Source organism: Lysobacter arenosi (assembly GCF_016613475.2).
Classification (GTDB): Bacteria; Pseudomonadota; Gammaproteobacteria; order Xanthomonadales; family Xanthomonadaceae; genus Lysobacter_J; species Lysobacter_J arenosi.
The window spans coordinates 2,345,585-2,363,537 of sequence record NZ_CP071517.1; the positions used below are offsets into that span (position 1 = coordinate 2,345,585).

Annotated in this window: 10 protein-coding genes; 3 read left to right on the forward strand and 7 right to left on the reverse strand. The window is 67.5% G+C overall.

Annotated features, from left to right (window positions below; genetic code table 11):
* Nucleotides 1-15 precede the first annotated feature (15 nt).
* On the forward strand, nucleotides 16-2,706 hold the full coding sequence (gene galB / locus HIV01_RS11035) for a beta-galactosidase GalB (RefSeq protein WP_200607077.1): 2,691 nt from the start codon (nucleotides 16-18) through the stop codon (nucleotides 2,704-2,706).
* Nucleotides 2,706-3,752, forward strand: coding sequence for an SMP-30/gluconolactonase/LRE family protein (locus tag HIV01_RS11040; protein WP_200607079.1), 1,047 nt, complete (start codon nucleotides 2,706-2,708; stop codon nucleotides 3,750-3,752). Before galB ends, HIV01_RS11040 begins: the two co-directional genes overlap by 1 nt.
* Nucleotides 3,753-3,783: 31 nt before the next feature.
* On the opposite strand, the gene HIV01_RS11045 is transcribed toward HIV01_RS11040, so the two are convergent.
* The 6 genes from HIV01_RS11045 to HIV01_RS11070 are packed head-to-tail and all read right to left on the reverse strand — an operon-like array spanning nucleotide 3,784 to nucleotide 15,113.
* Nucleotides 3,784-5,241: a mannitol dehydrogenase family protein gene (locus HIV01_RS11045; protein ID WP_200607081.1), complete on the reverse strand. Its 1,458-nt coding sequence runs from the start codon at nucleotides 5,239-5,241 to the stop codon at nucleotides 3,784-3,786.
* Nucleotides 5,238-7,937, reverse strand: a complete 2,700-nt coding sequence (locus tag HIV01_RS11050) for a glycoside hydrolase family 3 protein (RefSeq protein WP_200607083.1) — start codon at nucleotides 7,935-7,937, stop codon at nucleotides 5,238-5,240. The genes HIV01_RS11045 and HIV01_RS11050 overlap by 4 nt, the downstream gene beginning before the upstream one ends.
* Nucleotides 7,934-9,622 carry a glycoside hydrolase family 43 protein gene (locus HIV01_RS11055; RefSeq protein ID WP_425600226.1) on the reverse strand — a complete coding sequence of 563 codons (1,689 nt, stop codon included), beginning with the start codon at nucleotides 9,620-9,622 and terminating at the stop codon, nucleotides 7,934-7,936. Before HIV01_RS11055 ends, HIV01_RS11050 begins: the two co-directional genes overlap by 4 nt.
* Complete coding sequence (gene manD / locus HIV01_RS11060; protein WP_200607086.1) at nucleotides 9,622-10,893, reverse strand: D-mannonate dehydratase ManD; 1,272 nt, start codon at nucleotides 10,891-10,893, stop codon at nucleotides 9,622-9,624. Before manD ends, HIV01_RS11055 begins: the two co-directional genes overlap by 1 nt.
* 23 nt (nucleotides 10,894-10,916) lie before the next feature.
* Nucleotides 10,917-12,968 (reverse strand): sialate O-acetylesterase, encoded by a 2,052-nt coding sequence (locus HIV01_RS11065; protein WP_245156780.1) that lies wholly within the window; start codon nucleotides 12,966-12,968, stop codon nucleotides 10,917-10,919.
* Between the two features lie 6 nt (nucleotides 12,969-12,974).
* Nucleotides 12,975-15,113 carry an alpha-glucuronidase family glycosyl hydrolase gene (locus HIV01_RS11070; protein WP_200608474.1) on the reverse strand — a complete coding sequence of 713 codons (2,139 nt, stop codon included), beginning with the start codon at nucleotides 15,111-15,113 and terminating at the stop codon, nucleotides 12,975-12,977.
* 185 nt (nucleotides 15,114-15,298) lie between these two features.
* Here HIV01_RS11070 and HIV01_RS11075 point away from each other — a divergent pair, with 185 nt between their 5' ends.
* Nucleotides 15,299-16,375: a LacI family DNA-binding transcriptional regulator gene (locus tag HIV01_RS11075; protein WP_200607088.1), complete on the forward strand. Its 1,077-nt coding sequence runs from the start codon at nucleotides 15,299-15,301 to the stop codon at nucleotides 16,373-16,375.
* A 65-nt stretch (nucleotides 16,376-16,440) separates the two neighbouring features.
* Here HIV01_RS11075 and HIV01_RS11080 read toward each other — a convergent pair whose 3' ends face one another.
* On the reverse strand, nucleotides 16,441-17,874 hold the full coding sequence (locus tag HIV01_RS11080) for a sugar porter family MFS transporter (protein WP_200607090.1): 1,434 nt from the start codon (nucleotides 17,872-17,874) through the stop codon (nucleotides 16,441-16,443).
* Nucleotides 17,875-17,953: the final 79 nt, after the last annotated feature.

Below are 17,953 nucleotides of genomic sequence, written 5' to 3' on the forward strand. Positions count from 1 at the left end.
TTGGCGGCGGCGCCGATGCTGGCGCTGTTCGTGTTCGCGGCCGCGCATGCTGTCGAAGGCGATGCGTCTGCGCGCGAGCGCATTTCGATCAACAGCGGCTGGCGTTTCCATCAGGGCGATCCGCCGGGCCTGGCGACGCGCCTGGACTACGACGCGCGGCCGAAGGTGACGGACAACCAGGACGGCAAGGCCGCCGATGCCCGTCCCGAGGAGGCCGAGCAGCTTGCTGCACGGGCCGAGGGCGTGCTCAAACCGTGGATCCTGCCCAGCGGCAATGCCTTCATCGGCGACCCGTCACGTCGTCATGTCAGGCCCGCGGGTGATCCCGGCGGTGATGTGGCGTTCGTGCAGGCCAACTTCGACGATCGGGGATGGCAACAGGTCACGCTGCCGCACGACTGGGCCATCGCCGGGCCATTCCTGCGCGAAGGTCCCTATGGCGGCATGGGCCGGCTGCCGAGCTGGGGCATTGGCTGGTACCGGCGCAAGCTGGACATCCCGGCGAGCGACCGCGGCCGTTCGGTCTTCCTCGATGTCGACGGTGCGATGTCGTACGCGACGGTGTGGCTCAACGGCCATCTCGTCGGCGGCTGGCCGTATGGTTACAACTCCTGGCGCGTGGACCTGACGCCGTACCTGCGGCCCGGTGGCAACAACCAGCTGGCGATCCGCCTCGACAATCCACCGGATTCGGCGCGCTGGTATCCCGGTGGCGGCCTGTATCGCAGTGTCTGGCTGAGCAAGGTCGATCCGCTGCATGTGGCCCACTGGGGCACGCGGGTGACGACGCCGCAGGTGTCGGCCGATGCGGCGACGATCCGCCTGGATGCGTCGATCGACAACGACTCCGCGCGTGCCGCCGAAGTCGAGGTGGCCACCCAGATCGTGGCGCTCGACGACTCCGGGCAGCGCTCCGGTGACGTGATCGCGCGCATCGAGCCGACACGCATCAAGGTGCCGGCGCGTTCCAGCGCGAGCGTCAACGGCACGACCACCCTCGCCCGCCCGCGGCTGTGGGGCCCGCCGCCGACACAGCGGCCGAACCGCTATGTCGCCATCACCACCGTTTCGCGCGGTGGTCGAATCATCGACCGTCACGAGACGCCTTTCGGCATCCGCTCGGTTCGCTTCGATGCCAACGAGGGCCTGGTCGTCAACGGCGAACGCATCGTCATCCGCGGCGTCAACAACCACCACGACCTCGGCGCGCTGGGCGCCGCCTTCAACGTCCGCGCCGCCGAGCGCCAGCTCGAGATCCTGCGCGAGATGGGCGCCAACGCCGTGCGCATGAGCCACAACCCGCCGGCACCCGAGTTGCTCGAGCTCACCGACCGCATGGGCTTCCTCGTGATCGACGAAGTGTTCGATTCGTGGGAGCGCAAGAAGACGCCGCTGGACTTCCACCTGATCTTCAAGGACTGGCACGAACCCGACCTGCGCTCGATGCTGCGTCGCGACCGCAACCATCCGTCGATCGTTGCCTGGAGCGTCGGCAATGAAGTCGGCGAGCAGTACACCGGCGAGGCAGGCGCGGCGATTGCCAGGCGCCTGCACGACATCGTTCGCGAGGAAGATCCGACCCGCCCGACCACCAATGCCATGAACTGGGCAAAACCTGAAATGCCATTGTCGGCCGTGCTCGACGTGATCGGCCTGAACTACCAGGGCGAAGGCATCCGCGACACGCCCGAGTTCGAAGGCACAGAGCGCATCCGCACGCCGCCGCAGTACCCGGCGTTCCATGCGCGCTTCCCGGACAAGGCCATCGTCAGCACCGAGACCGCATCGGCACTGAGCAGTCGCGGTGTGTACCTGTTCCCGGTGACGAAGGAGACCAGCGCACCGGTGCGTGACGGCCGGGGCGGTGACTCGAAGATCCGCCAGGTCAGCGCGTACGAACTGCATGCGGTCGATTTCGGCTCCAGCGCCGACAAGGTGTTCGCCTCGCTCGATCGTCATCCGTATGTCGCGGGCGAGTTCGTCTGGACCGGTTTCGATTACCTCGGCGAGCCGACGCCCTACTACGACTCGCGCAGCTCCTACTCCGGCATCGTCGACCTGGCCGGATTCCCCAAGGACCGCTTCTACCTCTACCAGGCGCGCTGGCGCCCTGAGCTGCCGATGGCGCACCTGCTGCCGCACTGGACGTGGCCGGGACGCGAGGGCCTGGTCACGCCGGTGCATGTGTTCACGTCCGGCGACGAGGCGGAGCTGTTCGTCAACGGCAAGTCGCAGGGGCGCAGGACGAAGGGCCCGTACGAGTACCGCCTGCGCTGGGACGACGTGGTGTACCGGCCCGGCGAACTGCGCGTGCAGGCTTACCGGAACGGCAAGCCCTGGGCCGAGGCGAGCACGCGCACGGCCAGTGCGCCGGCCAAACTCGAGTTGCAGGCCGACCGGCAGCAGATCCGCGCCGACGGCAGCGACCTGTCGTTCGTGACATTGCGCATACTCGACCGCGATGGACAGCCCGTGCCCGATGCCGCATCGCACATTGCGTTCAGCGTCGACGGCCTGGCCGAGATCGTCGCCACCGACAATGGAGATCCAACCGACATGACGCCGTTTCCGTCGCACCAGCGCAACGCGTTCAACGGCCTTGCGCTGGTGATCCTGCGCAGCAAGGCAGGCCAGGCCGGCACCGTGACGGTGCGGGCGCAGTCGGAAAACCTGCAAGCCGCACAAGCCACGTTGCAGGTGCGCTGATGCTTCGCAACCCGATCCTCGCCACATTCGCTGCCACGCTGCTGGCGACCGCAAGCGGGTGCGCACCGGCAGTGGATACCGCTGCCACGCACGCCTACCCGACCGTCGGACGCATCACCGTATACGACGACGCCCTGCGCTCGATCGTCGCGCCTGACGCACGCATCGAGCGCATCGCGGAGGGCTTCACCTGGTCCGAAGGGCCGCTGTGGGTGGGCGACGGCCAGTACCTGCTGTTCAACGATGTGCCCGGCAACACGATGTATCGCTGGTCGGCGCGCGACGGACTGTCGGTGTTCCTCAAGCCATCGGGTTACGGCGGCACGGACCTGGAAGGGCTGCGCGAGGCCGGTGCGAACGGGCTGGATGTCGAACCGGAAGGCACGGTGCTGCTGGCCGACTCGGGCTCGCGCCTGGTCGCCCGCCTGGACCCGGCGAGCAAGCGCAAGACCACGCTCGCCGCGACCTACCAGGGCAAGCGACTCAACAGTCCCAACGATGTTGTCCGCCACAGCGGTGGCTCGGTGTACTTCACCGACCCGCCGTACGGACTCAAGGGCATCGACGAATCGCCGCTGAAGGAGCAGCCCGCCAACGGCGTCTACCGCCTCGACAGAGACGGCTCCGTGCATCTGGTCGAAGGCGGCCTGCGCTTCCCCAACGGCGTCGCGCTCTCGCCCGACGAACGCACGCTCTACGTGGCCAACTCCGACGGGAAGCACCCGGTGTGGATGGCGTACCGGCTGGACGCTCGCGGCGACGTGCTCGACCGGCGCGTGCTGGCCGACGCGTCCGACCTGGTCGCGTCCGGCGCCAGCGGCGCGCCGGACGGACTGTGCCTGTCCAGCGACGGCCACCTGTTCGCCAGCGCTCCCGGCGGTCTGCTGGTGATGGATGCCAACGGCAAGCGACTGGGGTTGATCGAGACCGGCAGTCGCGTGTCGAACTGCGCCTTCGGCGATGACGGCAGGACGCTTTTCCTGACCTCGCACACCTTTGTCGCCCGGGTGCGGGTGCAAGTCACCGGGCTGGGATCCGACAGGTAGCCAGCAGGAGCGAGTTTGCCCGCTCCTGCGGTCAGTCGCTGAGGGCGCGCCAGACGGCCGCTGGCGTGCCGTCGCCCAGGCGCACGTACGCAACCCGCACCGCATCGACAAAGCGGTCATCGGCCGAGAGCGGCGCGAATATCGAGTCCAGTGCCAGGAACCGTGCGACGTCGTCATTCGCGTCGCCGGTCGTGGCGCGGCCGACTTCTGCAAGCACTTCCGCCATCGGATCCACCAGCGTCACGCCGTTGCGCGCCTGCCGACGCACGAACTGCATCCACGCCGCCACCGGCAGGCACAGCAGGTCGATCGGATGGCCCGCGGCGAGCGCGTCGCCGATCGTGCCGAGCAGACGCACGGGCAGTTTCTGCGAGCCGTCCCAGGCGATCTGCAGCAAGCGGTGCTGGATCGCCGGATTGCGGAAGCGCGCCAGGATCGCTTCGACGTAGGCACCGGCGTTGAAACCGGCAGGTGCCTTCACGTTCGGGACGATGCCGTCGTGCATCAGGCGTTCGACGAAGGCGGCGAGCACCGGCGTGGCCATGGCCTGCGCCACGGTCTCGATCTCCATCAGCGCGCCAAGGTAGGCCAGCGCCGAATGCGGTGCGTTGAGCAGGCGCAGCTTGGCGCGGTCGTAGCCGGCGATGTCGGCGCTCAAGGTGACGCCGACCCGTTCCAATGCCGGCCGGCCGTTGCAGAAACTGTCCTCGACGACCCACTGCGTGTACGCCTCGCGCTGAACGGGCCAGGCGTCGGTGCAGGCGAGCTGCGTGGCGACGCGCTCGCGCAGTGCCTCGTCGGTTGCCGGCGTGATGCTGTCGACCATCGAACACGGAAAGGCCACCTCGGCCTCGATCCAGCGCGCGAGGTCGGGGTCGACCTTCCATGCGTACTGGACGACAGCGCGGGCAAGCTTGCGGCCGTTCTCGGGGAGGTTGTCGCAGCTGAGTACGGTGTACGGCGGCAGATGCAGCTTGCGCCGTGCCGCGAGTCCCGCGACGACGTAGCCGATGGCGCCATTGGGCGCGTCCGGCGAGGCGAGGTCGTGGACGATCTCCGGATGGGCCAGGTCGAGGTCCGCACCCGCCAGGCAATAGCCCTTCTCGGTGATGGTCAGGGTGACGATGCGCACCAGCGGATCGGCCAGGCGCCTGAGGACTTCGTCGCGCTGCTCGCGTGCGAACAGCAGTTCGCGGATCGAACCGATCACGCGCAGCGACGGGTTCTGCCCGAGCAGCGCCAGTGTGTACAGGCCATCCTGCGGCTGCAGCGCATCGCGCACGTCACAGCTGTTGAGGCTGACGCCGCAGATCGCCCAGTCCGGTTCGCTGGCGAGCACGTCGTCCACGTAGACGGCCTGGTGGGCACGGTGAAACGCGCCGACACCGATATGGACGATGCCGATGCGGGTGCCGGCCCGGTCGTAACCGGGGCGGATCACGTCGGGCGGCAGTGCTGCGAGCGCAGCCTGGTTCAAGCGATGGCTCATTTGGTTACGCTCAGCTTCGCCTTCGCCCGAATGTCCTCGCTGGACGCGCCGACCTGCACTTCATAGCTGCCCGCATCGACCGCGTACGACTTGGCGCCTTCATCGTAGTAACGCAGGTCGACCGACGGATCGAGCTTGAACGTCAGCGCGCGCTCCTCGCCCGGCTGCAGCGTCACGCGCTGGAAGCCGCGCAACTCCTTGCGCGCACGCGGCTGCTTCGGATCGAGCGCGCGCACGTACAGCTGCACGACCTCGTCGCCTGCACGCTTGCCGCTGTTGCGCACCTTGACCGTCGCCGTCACCGGCTGCTTCGGACCGGCCTTGGCCCGGTCCAGACGCAGGTCGGAATAGGCGAAGGTCGTGTACGACAGGCCGTGGCCGAATGGATACAGCGCCTCGCCCTCGAAGTAGCGATAGGTGCGGCCCTGCATCGAGTAGTCGTCGAACGCCGGCAGCTTTTCGTCGGCCTTGTAGAACGTGACCGGCAGGCGACCGGCCGGGTTGGCATCGCCGAACAGCACGTCCGCCACCGCGTTGCCGCCGCGCTGGCCCGGGTACCACGCCATCACGATCGCCGGCAGGTTCTGCTTCGCCCAGTCCACCGCCAGCGCGGAACCCGCGGTCAGCACCATCACCACCGGCTTGCCGGTCGCGTGCAGCGCTTCGAGCAACTTGCGCTGCGTCGCGGGCAGGCGCATGTCGGTGCGGTCGCCACCGGCGAAGCCCGGGTAGCTGACCGTCATCTCCTCGCCTTCGACGTCGCCGGTGAGGCCGCCGACGAAGATCACCACGTCGGACTCGCTCGCGACCTGCAGCGCTTCCTCGAACGGCGGCTTGGCGCCGGGCATGCGCCAAGCCAGGCGCACGCCTGCGTCGCGCTCGCCGTCGTAGTACTCGAGCTTGAGGTCGTAGCTGCGTCCGGCCTGCAACGTCACCGTGGCGCTGTCGGCGCGCAGGCGGTCGCTGTCCTTCCACTGGTCGAGCACCAGCTTGCCGTCGAGGTAGAGGCGGAAGCCGTCGTTCGCCGACGCTTCGAGCTGGTAGCTGCCCGACACCGGCGGCAGCAGCTGGCCGCTCCAGCGGATGCTGAAGTTGTCCGACGGCACCGATTGCCCGCCGTGCGCCTCGCCACGTGCCATCAGGTTGTCGGTCGGCGATCCGCGGTCCCAGCGGAAGCCGATCTGCGAATCGACGCGAACCAGCGCCGGCTTACCGGACAGGTCGCGGCTGCGGAAGTACTCGCCACGCAGGCCGCGTTCGCTCGATCCCTTCTCCGGGCGCAGGTACTGCGGCTCGATCAGCGGCGTGGCCGCCGGGTCGTCGCGACCTTCCACCAGGTCGACGCCGCGCGCATGCACGACCTGTGCGTTCGGAACGGCCTCGCGGATGCCCTGCAGGATCGTCACCGGTGCGGCCGGCGTGCCGTAGTAGTTGCCAAGCAGCGCCATGGTGTCGTCGGCGGTCGGGCCCACGACCGCGATCCGCCTGGTGTCGCGCGATAGCGGCAACACGCCGTCGTTCTTGAGCAGCACGATCGACTCCTGCGCGACCTTGCGCGACAGCGCGTCGTGCGCGGGCGCCTGGTTCACCGAGTACGGGATGCCCGCCCAGCGCACCTTCTCCGGCGGGTCGAACATGCCAAGACGCATCCGCGCGGTGAACAGCTGCGTCAGCGCGTGGTCGATCTCGGCCTCGGTGATCAGTCCCTTCTTGACCGCCACCGGCAGCGACGGCGTGTAGGTGTCGCCGCAGTCGAGCTGGGTGCCGTTCTTCACTGCAAGCGCCGCGGCTTCTTCGGGCGTGGCGACGATCTTGTGGTGCTTCCAGATGTCGACGATGGCCCAGCAGTCGGAGACGACGTAGCCCTTGAAGCCCCACTGGCCGCGCAACGTGTCCTGCAGCAGGAACTTGCTGCCACTGGCGGACTCGCCGTAGACGCGGTTGTACGCGCCCATCACCGCGTCGACCTGGCCTTCCTTCACCAGCACCTCGAACGCGGGCAGGTAGGTCTCGTAGAGATCGCGCTGGCTCGGCCTGGCGTCGAAGGTGTGGCGGTCGGCCTCGGGACCGCTGTGCACGGCGAAGTGCTTGGCGGTGGCGTCGAGCTTGCGGTACTTCGGGTCGTCGCCCTGCAGGCCCTTCACGAACGTCACGCCCATACGCGCGGTGAGGTACGGGTCCTCGCCGTAGGTTTCCTGGCCACGGCCCCAGCGCGGGTCGCGGAAGATGTTGATGTTGGGCGACCAGAAGGTCAGGCCCTGGTAGCGGCCGTGCTGCCCCTGCCGCGCGAACTCATGGTGCTTGGCGCGCGCCTCGTCGCTGATGACGGTGGCGATCTGGCCCATCAACGGCACGTCGAACGTCGCCGCCATGCCAATCGCCTGCGGAAACACGGTGGCCGCGCCGGCGCGGGCGACACCATGCAGCGCCTCGTTCCACCAGTCGTAGGCGGGAACGCCAAGGCGCTCGATGGCGGGCGCACCGTTCTGCATCTGCCCGGCCTTTTCCTCGAGCGTCATGCGCGAGACGAGGTCGGCCGCGCGATCTTCGAAGCTGCGGTCGAGATCGAGGTAAGCCGGTGCCCTGGTGTCGGCCGACGGCGTCGCGCCCAGTGCCTGTGCACTGGCCGCCAGGAGCACGGCAGCGATGATCGTGCGCAAAGGTGAACCGGGGTCTTCGCGGCGAGTGTCGTTCATTTGTTCGTCTCCGTACGCGCATAGGGCCCCACGACCGCGCCGACGAACCCGCCGGCGACATCGGTGCTGAGGATGGTTCCGTCTTCATTGCGGCGCAGCCATTGCCAACCCTTGCCGTCGGCATCGAAGCCGAACGAGTAGGCACCGCTGTCGCCGGTGATCTTCAGTTTCAGTGTCTTCGCGTTCGCGATGGCCTTCGTGGCGACGATGCTGGCCTTGCCGTCGCTGCTTCGTTGCAGGAACAGTTCGAGACCGGCACCGGCACGACGCACACCCAGGAAGTACCAATGGCGTTCGTTCTGGAATGCGACGATGCCCGCTTCCGTTCCCGCCTCGACCGGCACCGTCAGCGCGGTGCTCGACTCGAAGGCAAGGTGCTGCTGCCGTCGTGCCAGGAACGAGGGATTGCGCAACGTGTTCAGGCCCTCCGCGAGCGGATGGATCGCCAACTGGCCAGGCTTCGCTGCCAGGTCGGCCCAGGGCTGCTTCGGCACTCGCACATGCATCCACGCGCGATCGAGCGTGGGCTTGTCGAAATCGTCGCGCCAGGTGAAGTTGCCGGTCATGGGCGCCTGCGACTTGCCACCTTCCATGAAGCCCGGGCCGGGCAACACCTGCGGGATCGCCCGTCCATGCTCGAGGATCAACGGCCAGCCGTCCTTCCACGTGACCGGCAACAGGTAGGTCTCGCGCCCGGTGTTGTAATGCACGCCGCCGTAGTTTCGGCTGGCGAGGAAGATCGCCCACCAGCTGCCGTCGAGCCCTTCGACCAGGTCGGCGTGGCCGGCGTTGGTGATCGGGTTGGCACGCTCCGGATCGAGATCGCGCTGGGTCAGGATCGGGTTGCCCGGGTACGGCGCATACGGACCCCACACGCTGCGACTGCGCAGCACCACCTGCGAATGATCCGGGCCGGTGCCGCCCTCGGCGCAGACCAGGTAGTACCAGCCTTCGCGCTGGTAGATGTGCGGACCTTCGATCCAGATCGGGTTCTTCGACGGATCGACGCCGCCGTCGATCAGCACCTTGCGCGGACCGACCGGCTTGCGCTGCGCCAGGTCGAACTCCTGCATCCAGATCGCACGGTGGCCGTCGTAGCGCGGCTTGCCTTCCGGCTCGCCGTTGTTGAGCAGGTAGGTCTTGCCGTCGCTGTCGAAGAACAGCGACGGATCGATGCCGTCGATGGTCGGCAACCAGACCGGATCGGACCACGGGCCGGCCGGATCCTTCGCCGTCACCAGGAAGTTGCCGCCGTTGTCGACCGCGGTGTTGACGACATAGAAGGTGCCGTCGTGGTAGGCGATCGTCGGTGCGAACACGCCACGCGACATGCCCAGGCCATCGAAGTCCAGCTGCGACGGCCGCTCGATCGCGTTGCCGATCTGCGTCCAGTGCACCAGGTCGCGGCTTTCGAACACCGGGATGCCCGGGAAGTAGGAGAAGCTGGAATTGACCAGGTAATAGCGATCACGCGCGCGGACCACCGCCGGATCGGGATGGAACCCGGCAAGCACCGGATTGCGGAAGCTCCCTTCCGGCAACGGTTGCTCGAACGTGGCGTCGTGGCCGCGGTACTCGAACCAGTCGAACAGGACCGGCTCGCGCGCCTGGGCGTGCCCCGAGCCTGCTGCAACGGCCGACAGCGCCAGCAGCAACGGAACCATCTTCCTCGACGGATTCATCATCACCAGTCCCACATCGAGCCGTCTTCCAGGCGCGCGATCGGCAGTTGCTTGGGCGAGTACGGGTAGCGCGCGGCGAGCTTCTCGTCGATGGTCACGCCGTGGCCCGGTGTGTCGCCCACGTGCAGGCGTCCATCGCGGAACACGTAGTCGTGCGGGAACACTTCGTTGGTTTCTTCGGAATGGAACATGTACTCCTGGATGCCGAAGTTCGGCACCCAGGTATCGAAGTGCAGCGCCGCGCCCATGCACACCGGCGAGAGATCCGTGGCGCCGTGGAAGCCCGTGCGCACCTGGTGCAGTCCGGCGAAATCGGCCAGCCGGCGCAGGTGAGTGATGCCGCCGCCGTGCACGATGGTGGTGCGGATGTAGTCGATCAGCTGGTTCTCGATCAGGTGCTTGCAGTCCCAGATCGAGTTGAAGACCTCGCCCACCGCCAGCGGCGTGACCGAGTGCTGACGGATCAGCTCGAACGACTTCTGGTTCTCGGCCGGGGTGGCATCTTCCAGCCAGAACAGGCGGTAGGGCTCGACGTCGCGGGCCAGGCGCGCGGCCTCGATCGGACTCAGGCGGTGATGCACGTCATGCAGCAGCTCGACATCGTTGCCGTGGTCGGCGCGCAGGCGCTCGAACAGCTTCGGCACCACTTCCAGGTACTTCGGCGTCGACCACACGGTCTCGGCAGGCAGTTCGCTCTCGGCCGGTTCGTAGGGCTTGCCGCCGCTGGAGATGCCGTAGGCCTTCTTCACGCCCGGCACGCCGCACTGCGCGCGCACGGCGAGGAAGCCTTTCTCGCGGTACTTGCCGACTTCCTCGCTGGCTTCGCTGATGTCGCGACCATTGGCATGAGCATAGACCAGCGCGCCTTCGCGCGAACGCCCGCCGAGCAGCTGGTACAGCGGCAGGCCGGCCATCTTGCCGAGGATGTCCCACAACGCGACGTCGACCGCGGCGATCGCGGTCATCGTTACGGGGCCACGGCGCCAGTACGCGCCGCGATAGAAGAACTGCCAGATGTCCTCGATGCGGCCGGCGTCGCGGCCGATCAGGTTCGGCACGAGGTGATCCTGCAGGTAGGACGCCACCGCCAGCTCGCGGCCATTTAGCGTCGCATCGCCGAGGCCGACGACGCCCGATCGGGTTTCGATGCGCAGGGTGACGAAGTTGCGTCCCGGGCAGGTGACGATGACACGCGCATCGACGATCTCGCGATCGCGCGAGGAACCGTGAGTCGTGGTTTCAGTGTGGGCGTCGGTGTGGGCGTTAGTGCTCATCTCAATCACTCGGCTGGATGCTTTTACTTGATCGGGGTTTCGAACGGACCGGCGGGCAGGCCGGCGCCGTCAAAGAGGGTGCAGACCGGGCCATCGGCCCAGCAATAGCGCACGCGCGTGACATCCACCGGCGCAGGGGCGCGCAGCGTCACGTTGCTGCCGCTGATGCGGGCATCGGCGTAATGGCAGCTGTCCTTTGCCGCGCCGCACAGCTCGAAGCCGATCGGGCCGTCGGCGCCGAAGGCGACCAGGCCATCGCTCACATCGGCGAACGAAACCACCACGGCATCGCCTTCGCGCTTCGCCGACGCAGGCACCGGTCCCGACGGCGGCTGCTTGTCGCGGTAGATCACATGCCGCGCGGCGCGAGCGAGGCGGCGTCCGAGTTCCTGCTTGTTCGGCGGGTGGATGTCGTAGCGGTCGCCGATGTCGATCGTTACCGCCAGGCCGCTGTGGGCATCCTCATCGACCACGTGGCGCTGCGCCTCGCGCAGCTCCGCCCAGCCGCTTTCGGCCGGCTGCGACTTCGGCATGCCATAGCCGGCGAGCTGGATGATCAGCGCCGGCAGGTCGGCACCGAAGCGCGAACGCCAGTCCTTGCGCCACATCCGCAGCAGGTCGGCATAGCGATCGGCTTCGAAGGTGTTCGATTCGCCCTGGTACCAGAGCATGCCGCGGAAGCCGTACTTGCCGATCGGCGCGATCATGCCGTTGTAGAGCGTCGACAGGCCCGCGGCCGTCTGCCACGGCGCGCGCGGCGGCCAGTCATGACCGGGCGCCGGACGATACTTCCACGCGCCGTCGAGCGGCACCGTGGTGCCGTCCTTGAAGCGGACCGCATACGCCGAGGCCGGACCGCTCATGCCACCGGCGCGATAGGTGTCGAGCACGTTGATCGTGACCGAGTTGTCGCCTGCCTTCAGCAGGCCGGCCGGCAACGGATACTCGCGACCGGAGCCCGGCCCGTACGTGCTGCCGACACCATGGCCGTTGACCCAGGTCATGTCGACTTCATCGATCGAGCCCAGCAGCAACACCGCCTCCTGTGCGGCCTGCTGTTCGGTGAGCTTCACCGAAGTGCGGAACCAGACCATGCCGTCGTACGCAGCCAGGTCTTTCTCGCCCCACTCCTCCCACGGCCCGAGTGCACGCGGCGCGTCGCGCCAGCCCTCGGTCGCGGCGTAGCCCGCCGTCCACGGTTCATCGCCCGCCTTGAAGTCCTTGCGACCGCGCCACCACTTGCCCCAGACCTCGCCCCACTGCCCTACCGCGGCGACGGGATCCTTCGCGTACGACGCCAGCACGTCGAGCTCGTCGTCGTACTGGCCCGAGGCGCGCAACGCCTCGCCGCTGGTCCAGGCCTGGATGCGCGAGCCGCCCCAGGCCGCGGTGACCAGACCCATCGGCACCTTCACGGTCTTCTGCAGTTCGCGCGCGTAGTAGAAGCAGGCCGCGGAGAAATCACCCACCGTTTCCGGCGACGCCTTGAGCCACTTCACCTGCGTGGCGAAATGCTCCAGCGGCGTGACGCTGCCGGTTTCGCCGACGGTGAGCATGCGGATGGAGTCATTGGCGGAACCGGCGATCTCGGCACGCGAGTCCAGCGTGCGATGCACCTGCAGCACCATGTTCGACTGGCCCGAGCACAGCCACACCTCGCCGACCATCACGTCGTCGACAGTCTGTTTCATGCCGCCCTGGGCGCTGACGTTGAGCGTGTACGGACCGCCCGCAGCCATCGGCGGCAGCGTCGCTTGCCAGCGACCGTTCTCGTCGGCGCGCGCACTGGCCTGCTTGCGCGCAAGCGTCACCTTCACCGCCTGCCCCGGCCCCGCCTGTCCCCAGACGCGGATCGGCGCGTTGCGCTGCAGGACCGCGTGGTCCTGGAACATCTCGTGCAGCAGCGGCGCTGGTCTGCGCTCGGTCGTTGTCGCGCCGGGCTGGTCCTGCAGCGGCTCGTGCGCGTTGCCGCCGGCGTGAGCGGCTGACGTCGCCAACAACGCCAGCGCAAGCATGCCGGCACGCGGGAGACGCAAAGACTTCGATGCGGTGGCTGTCGTCAGAGGGGATGTCATGCTGGCTCAGTTGCCCGGCGCGAAAGGAAAGGAAAGTGCTTCGTAGTACTCGAGCGAATGCGCGGGCGGCGCCTGGCCTTCCGGCAACGGTCGCTGCGAGAACGTCTGGAAGTAGGCAATGCTGGCGTCGCGCCACCACTGCGCTTCCTTGTGCTGGATGGCGAGGAACGTGGCGACCTGGGCGTGGCGCTCGGCATCGATGCGGCCGTCCAGCCCGTTCCAGGCCTGCTCCATCTGCTTCACGCTGTCGACGCCGTGCGTATAGCGGTGGACGAGCTCGTCCCACAGGGTGCGGCCGGACTGCGTGCGGTAATCCCACGGAACATGGTGGAACCAGAGCAGGTACTTCTCCGGCACGTGCTTGATGTCGCCGAATTCACGCGCCACCGGCGGCGCGTACTGGGCCACGGCATTGCTGCCGCTGGCACTGCGGTCGAAGCCGATGCCGTCGCGGTTGGCGCGGTGGTAGTAGACCGAGGTCCAGTCGGCACGCGGACCGCCCGACACCCACGGACCCGGGCCGTAGTGGTGACCGTTGCCCATCAGGTGATGCAGGCCGAGCGGCGTCATGTAGTCCACGACTGCTTCGCGCGAACCCATCATCATCTCGACGATCGGCTTCACCACGTCGGCGTCGTTGGAGAACGTCATCCGCGTCCATTCCTCGGCGATCGGCCGGGCCTTGAGCGACGGATCCCAGGCCATGCGGCCGAAGACATACCAGTTGGCCTGATCGAACTGCGATCCGCTCCAGTTGCGGTCCGAACCGATGTTGGCGACGCCGGCCATGCCGGTCAGCGCGTACTTGTGCAGGGAGCCGTCGACCACCTTCGCCACGGTCGAACCCTTGCCGCGACGATGGGTGTCGGCTTCCAGCGTCTCCTCGTACATCGGTCCCAGGTAGGCCAGGTGCGTGGCGAAGCCCAGGTATTCCTTGGTGATCTGGAACTCCATCATCAGCGGCGTCTTCGGCATCGCACCGAACAGCGGATGGAACGGCTCGCGCGGCTGGAAGTCGATGGCGCCGTTCTTGACCTGGACGATGACGTTGTCGCGGAACTTGCCATCAAGCGGCACGAACTCGCTATAGGCCTGCTTGGCGCGGTCGTCCGGCTCCTCGTGCGAGTAGACGAACGCGCGCCACATCACGACGCCGCCGTGCGGCTTGACCGCGTCGGCAAGCATGTTGGCGCCGTCAGCGTGGGTGCGGCCGTAGTCCTGCGGGCCAGGCTGGCCTTCGGAGTTGGCCTTGACCAGGAAACCGCCGAAATCGGGAATGACCTTGTAGATCTCGTCGGCCTTGTCGCGCCACCAGCGCTGCACCTGCGGATCGAGCGGGTCGGCGGTCTTGAGGCCACCAACCTCGATCGGCGCGCTGAAGCGCGCACTGAGGTAAACGCGGATGCCGTAAGGCCGGAACACGCCGGCCAGCGCCGCCGCCTTCTCCAGGTACATCGGCGTCAGGCTCAGCGCATTGGCGTTGACGTTGTTGAGCACCGTGCCGTTGATGCCGAGCGAAGCGTTGGCGCGGGCGTAATCGGTGTAGCGCGGGTCGAGGTAGTCGGGCAGCTTGTGCCAGTCCCAGATCGATTCGCCGGCATAACCGCGTTCGACGTGGCGATCGAGGTTGTCCCAATGGTTGAGCACGCGCAGCTGCACATGCGGCGCCTGGCGCAGGTCGAGCGCCGCCAGCGGCTGCGCGGTCTGGACCAGGCGCAGGAAGTGGAACGCGCCGTACAGCGCGCCGACGTCTTCATTGGCGGCAATGACCGTGGCGCGGTGGCCACCGACGCTGACGCTGCGGATCAGGTAGCCCTCTCGGCCAAGGCCCTGCAGCTTCAGGCGAAGACCGGCGATCAGCGGCGAGGACGCGGGCGTGCCGACGATGACGGCGCCGTCCGCGCTGACCGAAGTCGACACCGAAGGCGTGCTGCCAAGCAGCCCGGACAGGCCGCGCAGCAGTTCGGCACGGGTGGCGGCCTGGGTCGGCGTCGCGTCGGGCAAGATCAGCTGCGAGACGTTCGCGCGGTAGGTCGTGGCACTATCGGCCGGCAATGGCCGGTAGCGCAGCCACAGGTCGTAACCGTCCTCTGCGTGTGCGGCCGGCACGACCGACAGCGTCGCCAACAGGGCAACCATCGCCATCCCGGCCAGGCCCAGGTGCCGGAATGCTCGGCGCAGCAGGCGCCTTGCCCCGGAGATCGCGGAGGCGCTGTCGCTGCGTGGGACGGTTGTCGGTACCATGTGCTTCGTTGTCATTCCCTGTCCGATGTCACTTTGGTGTGGATAAGAACGTCTGCGCCGACCTAAGCAGAGCTAAGGAAGGAACGTTGGAAAAGCCCAAGAAATCGGTTCGCCGCAAGGGTCGTGCAGTCACCATCGACGAGGTGGCGGCGCTCGCCAACGTTTCGCCGATGACCGTGTCGCGCGTCGTCAACGGCTACGGCAAGGTCCGCGAGTCCACCCGCGAACGCGTCACCCAGGCGGTGCGCGAGCTGGGCTACACGCCCAACCAGGCCGCCAGTTCGCTGGCCGCGGCGCAGGACACGCGCATCGCGCTGATCTACACCAACCCCAGCGCGGCCTACCTGCGCGAGTTGCTGGTGGGTGCATTGAACGGTGCCTCGCGGACCGCCGCGCAGCTGGTCATCGACACCTGGGAAAACTTCGACGCCGAACAGCAGCGCCATGCCGCGCGCGCACTGGCCAAGACCGTGGCCGGCGCGATCCTGCCGCCGCCGCTGTGCGAGTCCAAGGCCATCGTGTCGGAACTGGTCAATGCCGGCGTCGCAGTTGTAGCGATCGCGTCGGGTCGCTTCAGCCAGGAAATCTCCAGCGTCCGCATCGACGACTTCCACGCCAGTCGCGAGATCACCGCGCACCTGATCTCGCTCGGTCATACCCGCATCGGCTACATCAAGGGCAACCCGAACCAGACTGCCAGCGCGCGCCGTTACGAGGGTTTCCAGGCCGCGATGAGCGAAGCCGGCCTCACGCTGGATTCGGCGCTCGTGCAGCAGGGTTACTTCACCTATCGCTCCGGTCTGGACGCCACCGAAAAGCTGCTCGGGCTGCGCAAGCCACCGACCGCGATCTTCGCCAGCAACGACGACATGGCCTCGGCGGTCATCTCGGTCGCACACCGACGCGGGCTCGACGTGCCGCGCGACCTGTCGGTCGTTGGCTTCGACGACACCTCGGCCGCGACCACGGTGTGGCCTGAACTGACCACCATCCACCAGCCCATCGCCTCGATGGCCGATTCGGCGATCGACATCCTGCTGCGCAACATCCGCCGCAAGGATCGCAACACGCGCGTGGTCGTCGACCACGTGCTTCCCCACCAGCTGGTGTCGCGCGACTCGGTCGCACCGCCGGCCAAACCGGGCGACACGACCGGCCAGTGAGGCCCGCATGGCGGGCCTCATGGCAACGCGAAACGGAAAGGGTGGAACCGGAAGCATCCTCCGGCTCAGCCTTCCATCTGTTCCAGTTCCTTGCCCTTGGTCTCGTAGACGTAGCGCAGGACGAAGAACACCGAGATGATCGCAGCGACCGTGTAGATGCCGTACGCGCCGGCCAGGCCGATGCTGGCCAGCAGCATCGGGAAGGTCACGGTGATGGCGAAGTTCGACGTCCACTGCGCCGCACCGGCGACCGCCAGGCCCGAACCGCGGATCTGGTTGGGGAACATCTCGCCCAGCATGACCCACATCACCGGGCCCCACGACGCGTTGAAGAAGATCACGTAGACGTTGGCGGCGACCAGCGCCAGCGTGCCCATCGAATCCGACAGCGCCAGCTTGTGGTTGGCATCGATCGAGCCGGTGGTGAAGGCCCAGGTCATCAGCGCCAGCGACACCGCCATGCCGGCCGAGCCGACCCACAGCAGCGGCTTGCGGCCGATGCGGTCGATCAATAGCACCGTCACAAGGCAGGCGCCGATGCTGAGCGCACCCGACAGCACGTTGATCAGCAGCGCGTCGCTCTCGGAGAAGCCGACCGCCTGCCACAGCACCGCGCCGTAGTAGAAGACGACGTTGATGCCGACCAGCTGCTGGAACGTGGCCAGGCCGATACCGATCCAGACGATCGGACGGATCTTGCCGGTGGTCTTGTTGATCAGGTCCGACAGCTGCGGGCGGTGATGGTCGGCCGACAGCGATGCATCGATCTCGGCCAGCTTGGTCCGCGCCTGGGCGGCGCCGTACAGGCGGGTGAGCACCGCCAGCGCATCGGCCTGGCGCTTCTTCACGACCAGGTAGCGCGGGCTTTCCGGAATCGTCAGCAGCAACACCAGGAACAGCAGCGACGGAATCGCCTGCACCCAGAACATCCAGCGCCATGCCGCCTGCCCCAGCCACAGACCCTCGGTGGAAGCGCCGGCGGCCTTGGCCAGCAAGTAGTTGCTGAGGAAGGCGCAGAACAGTCCACCGATGATCGCGATCTGCTGCACCGTGGCCAGGCGGCCGCGGTAGCGCGCCGATGCGACTTCGGCGATGTAGGCCGGTGACATCACGCTGGCGGCACCGACGGCGAAACCACCGAGCACGCGCGCGATGACGAACATCGTCGAGGTGGCCGCCGCGCCGGCGCCAATGGCCGACAGCAGGAACAGCACCGCCGAGATGATCAGCACCGAGCGCCGGCCCCAGCGGTCGGCCAGGCGCCCGGCGAAGAACGCGCCGATCGCGCAACCCAGCAGCATCGAGGCGACCTCGAAGCCGAGGCCGGCCTTGCTCGAACCGAATGCCTGCTGCAGTCCGTCGACGGTGCCGTTGATCACGCCGCTGTCGAAGCCGAACAGGAAGCCACCGATGGTGGCCACGCAGCTGACCAGGATGATCAGGCGTGTGTTCTCGGCGTCGTGGTTGGACGTGGCGTTTTCGAGCGTGGCGCTGTTCATGGCCTACCCCTCATTGTTGATCCGGCCCCCTGTCACCGCGCATGGCGCGGTGACCCTCCCGTCTTCCCTTCCCCCGTTG

Excerpts from the sequence above, each read along its gene's own strand:
- HIV01_RS11065 (WP_245156780.1), bottom strand. The coding sequence starts at position 12,968 with ATGACATCCCCTCTGACGACAGCCACCGCATCGAAGTCTTTGCGTCTC.
- HIV01_RS11045 (WP_200607081.1), bottom strand. The coding sequence starts at position 5,241 with ATGAGCCATCGCTTGAACCAGGCTGCGCTCGCAGCACTGCCGCCCGAC.
- HIV01_RS11070 (WP_200608474.1), bottom strand. The coding sequence starts at position 15,113 with ATGGCGATGGTTGCCCTGTTGGCGACGCTGTCGGTCGTGCCGGCCGCA.
- HIV01_RS11050 (WP_200607083.1), bottom strand. The coding sequence starts at position 7,937 with ATGAACGACACTCGCCGCGAAGACCCCGGTTCACCTTTGCGCACGATC.
- HIV01_RS11055 (WP_425600226.1), bottom strand. The coding sequence starts at position 9,622 with ATGATGAATCCGTCGAGGAAGATGGTTCCGTTGCTGCTGGCGCTGTCG.
- HIV01_RS11080 (WP_200607090.1), bottom strand. The coding sequence starts at position 17,874 with ATGAACAGCGCCACGCTCGAAAACGCCACGTCCAACCACGACGCCGAG.
- galB (WP_200607077.1), top strand. The coding sequence starts at position 16 with ATGCTGGCGCTGTTCGTGTTCGCGGCCGCGCATGCTGTCGAAGGCGAT.
- HIV01_RS11040 (WP_200607079.1), top strand. The coding sequence starts at position 2,706 with ATGCTTCGCAACCCGATCCTCGCCACATTCGCTGCCACGCTGCTGGCG.
- manD (WP_200607086.1), bottom strand. The coding sequence starts at position 10,893 with ATGAGCACTAACGCCCACACCGACGCCCACACTGAAACCACGACTCAC.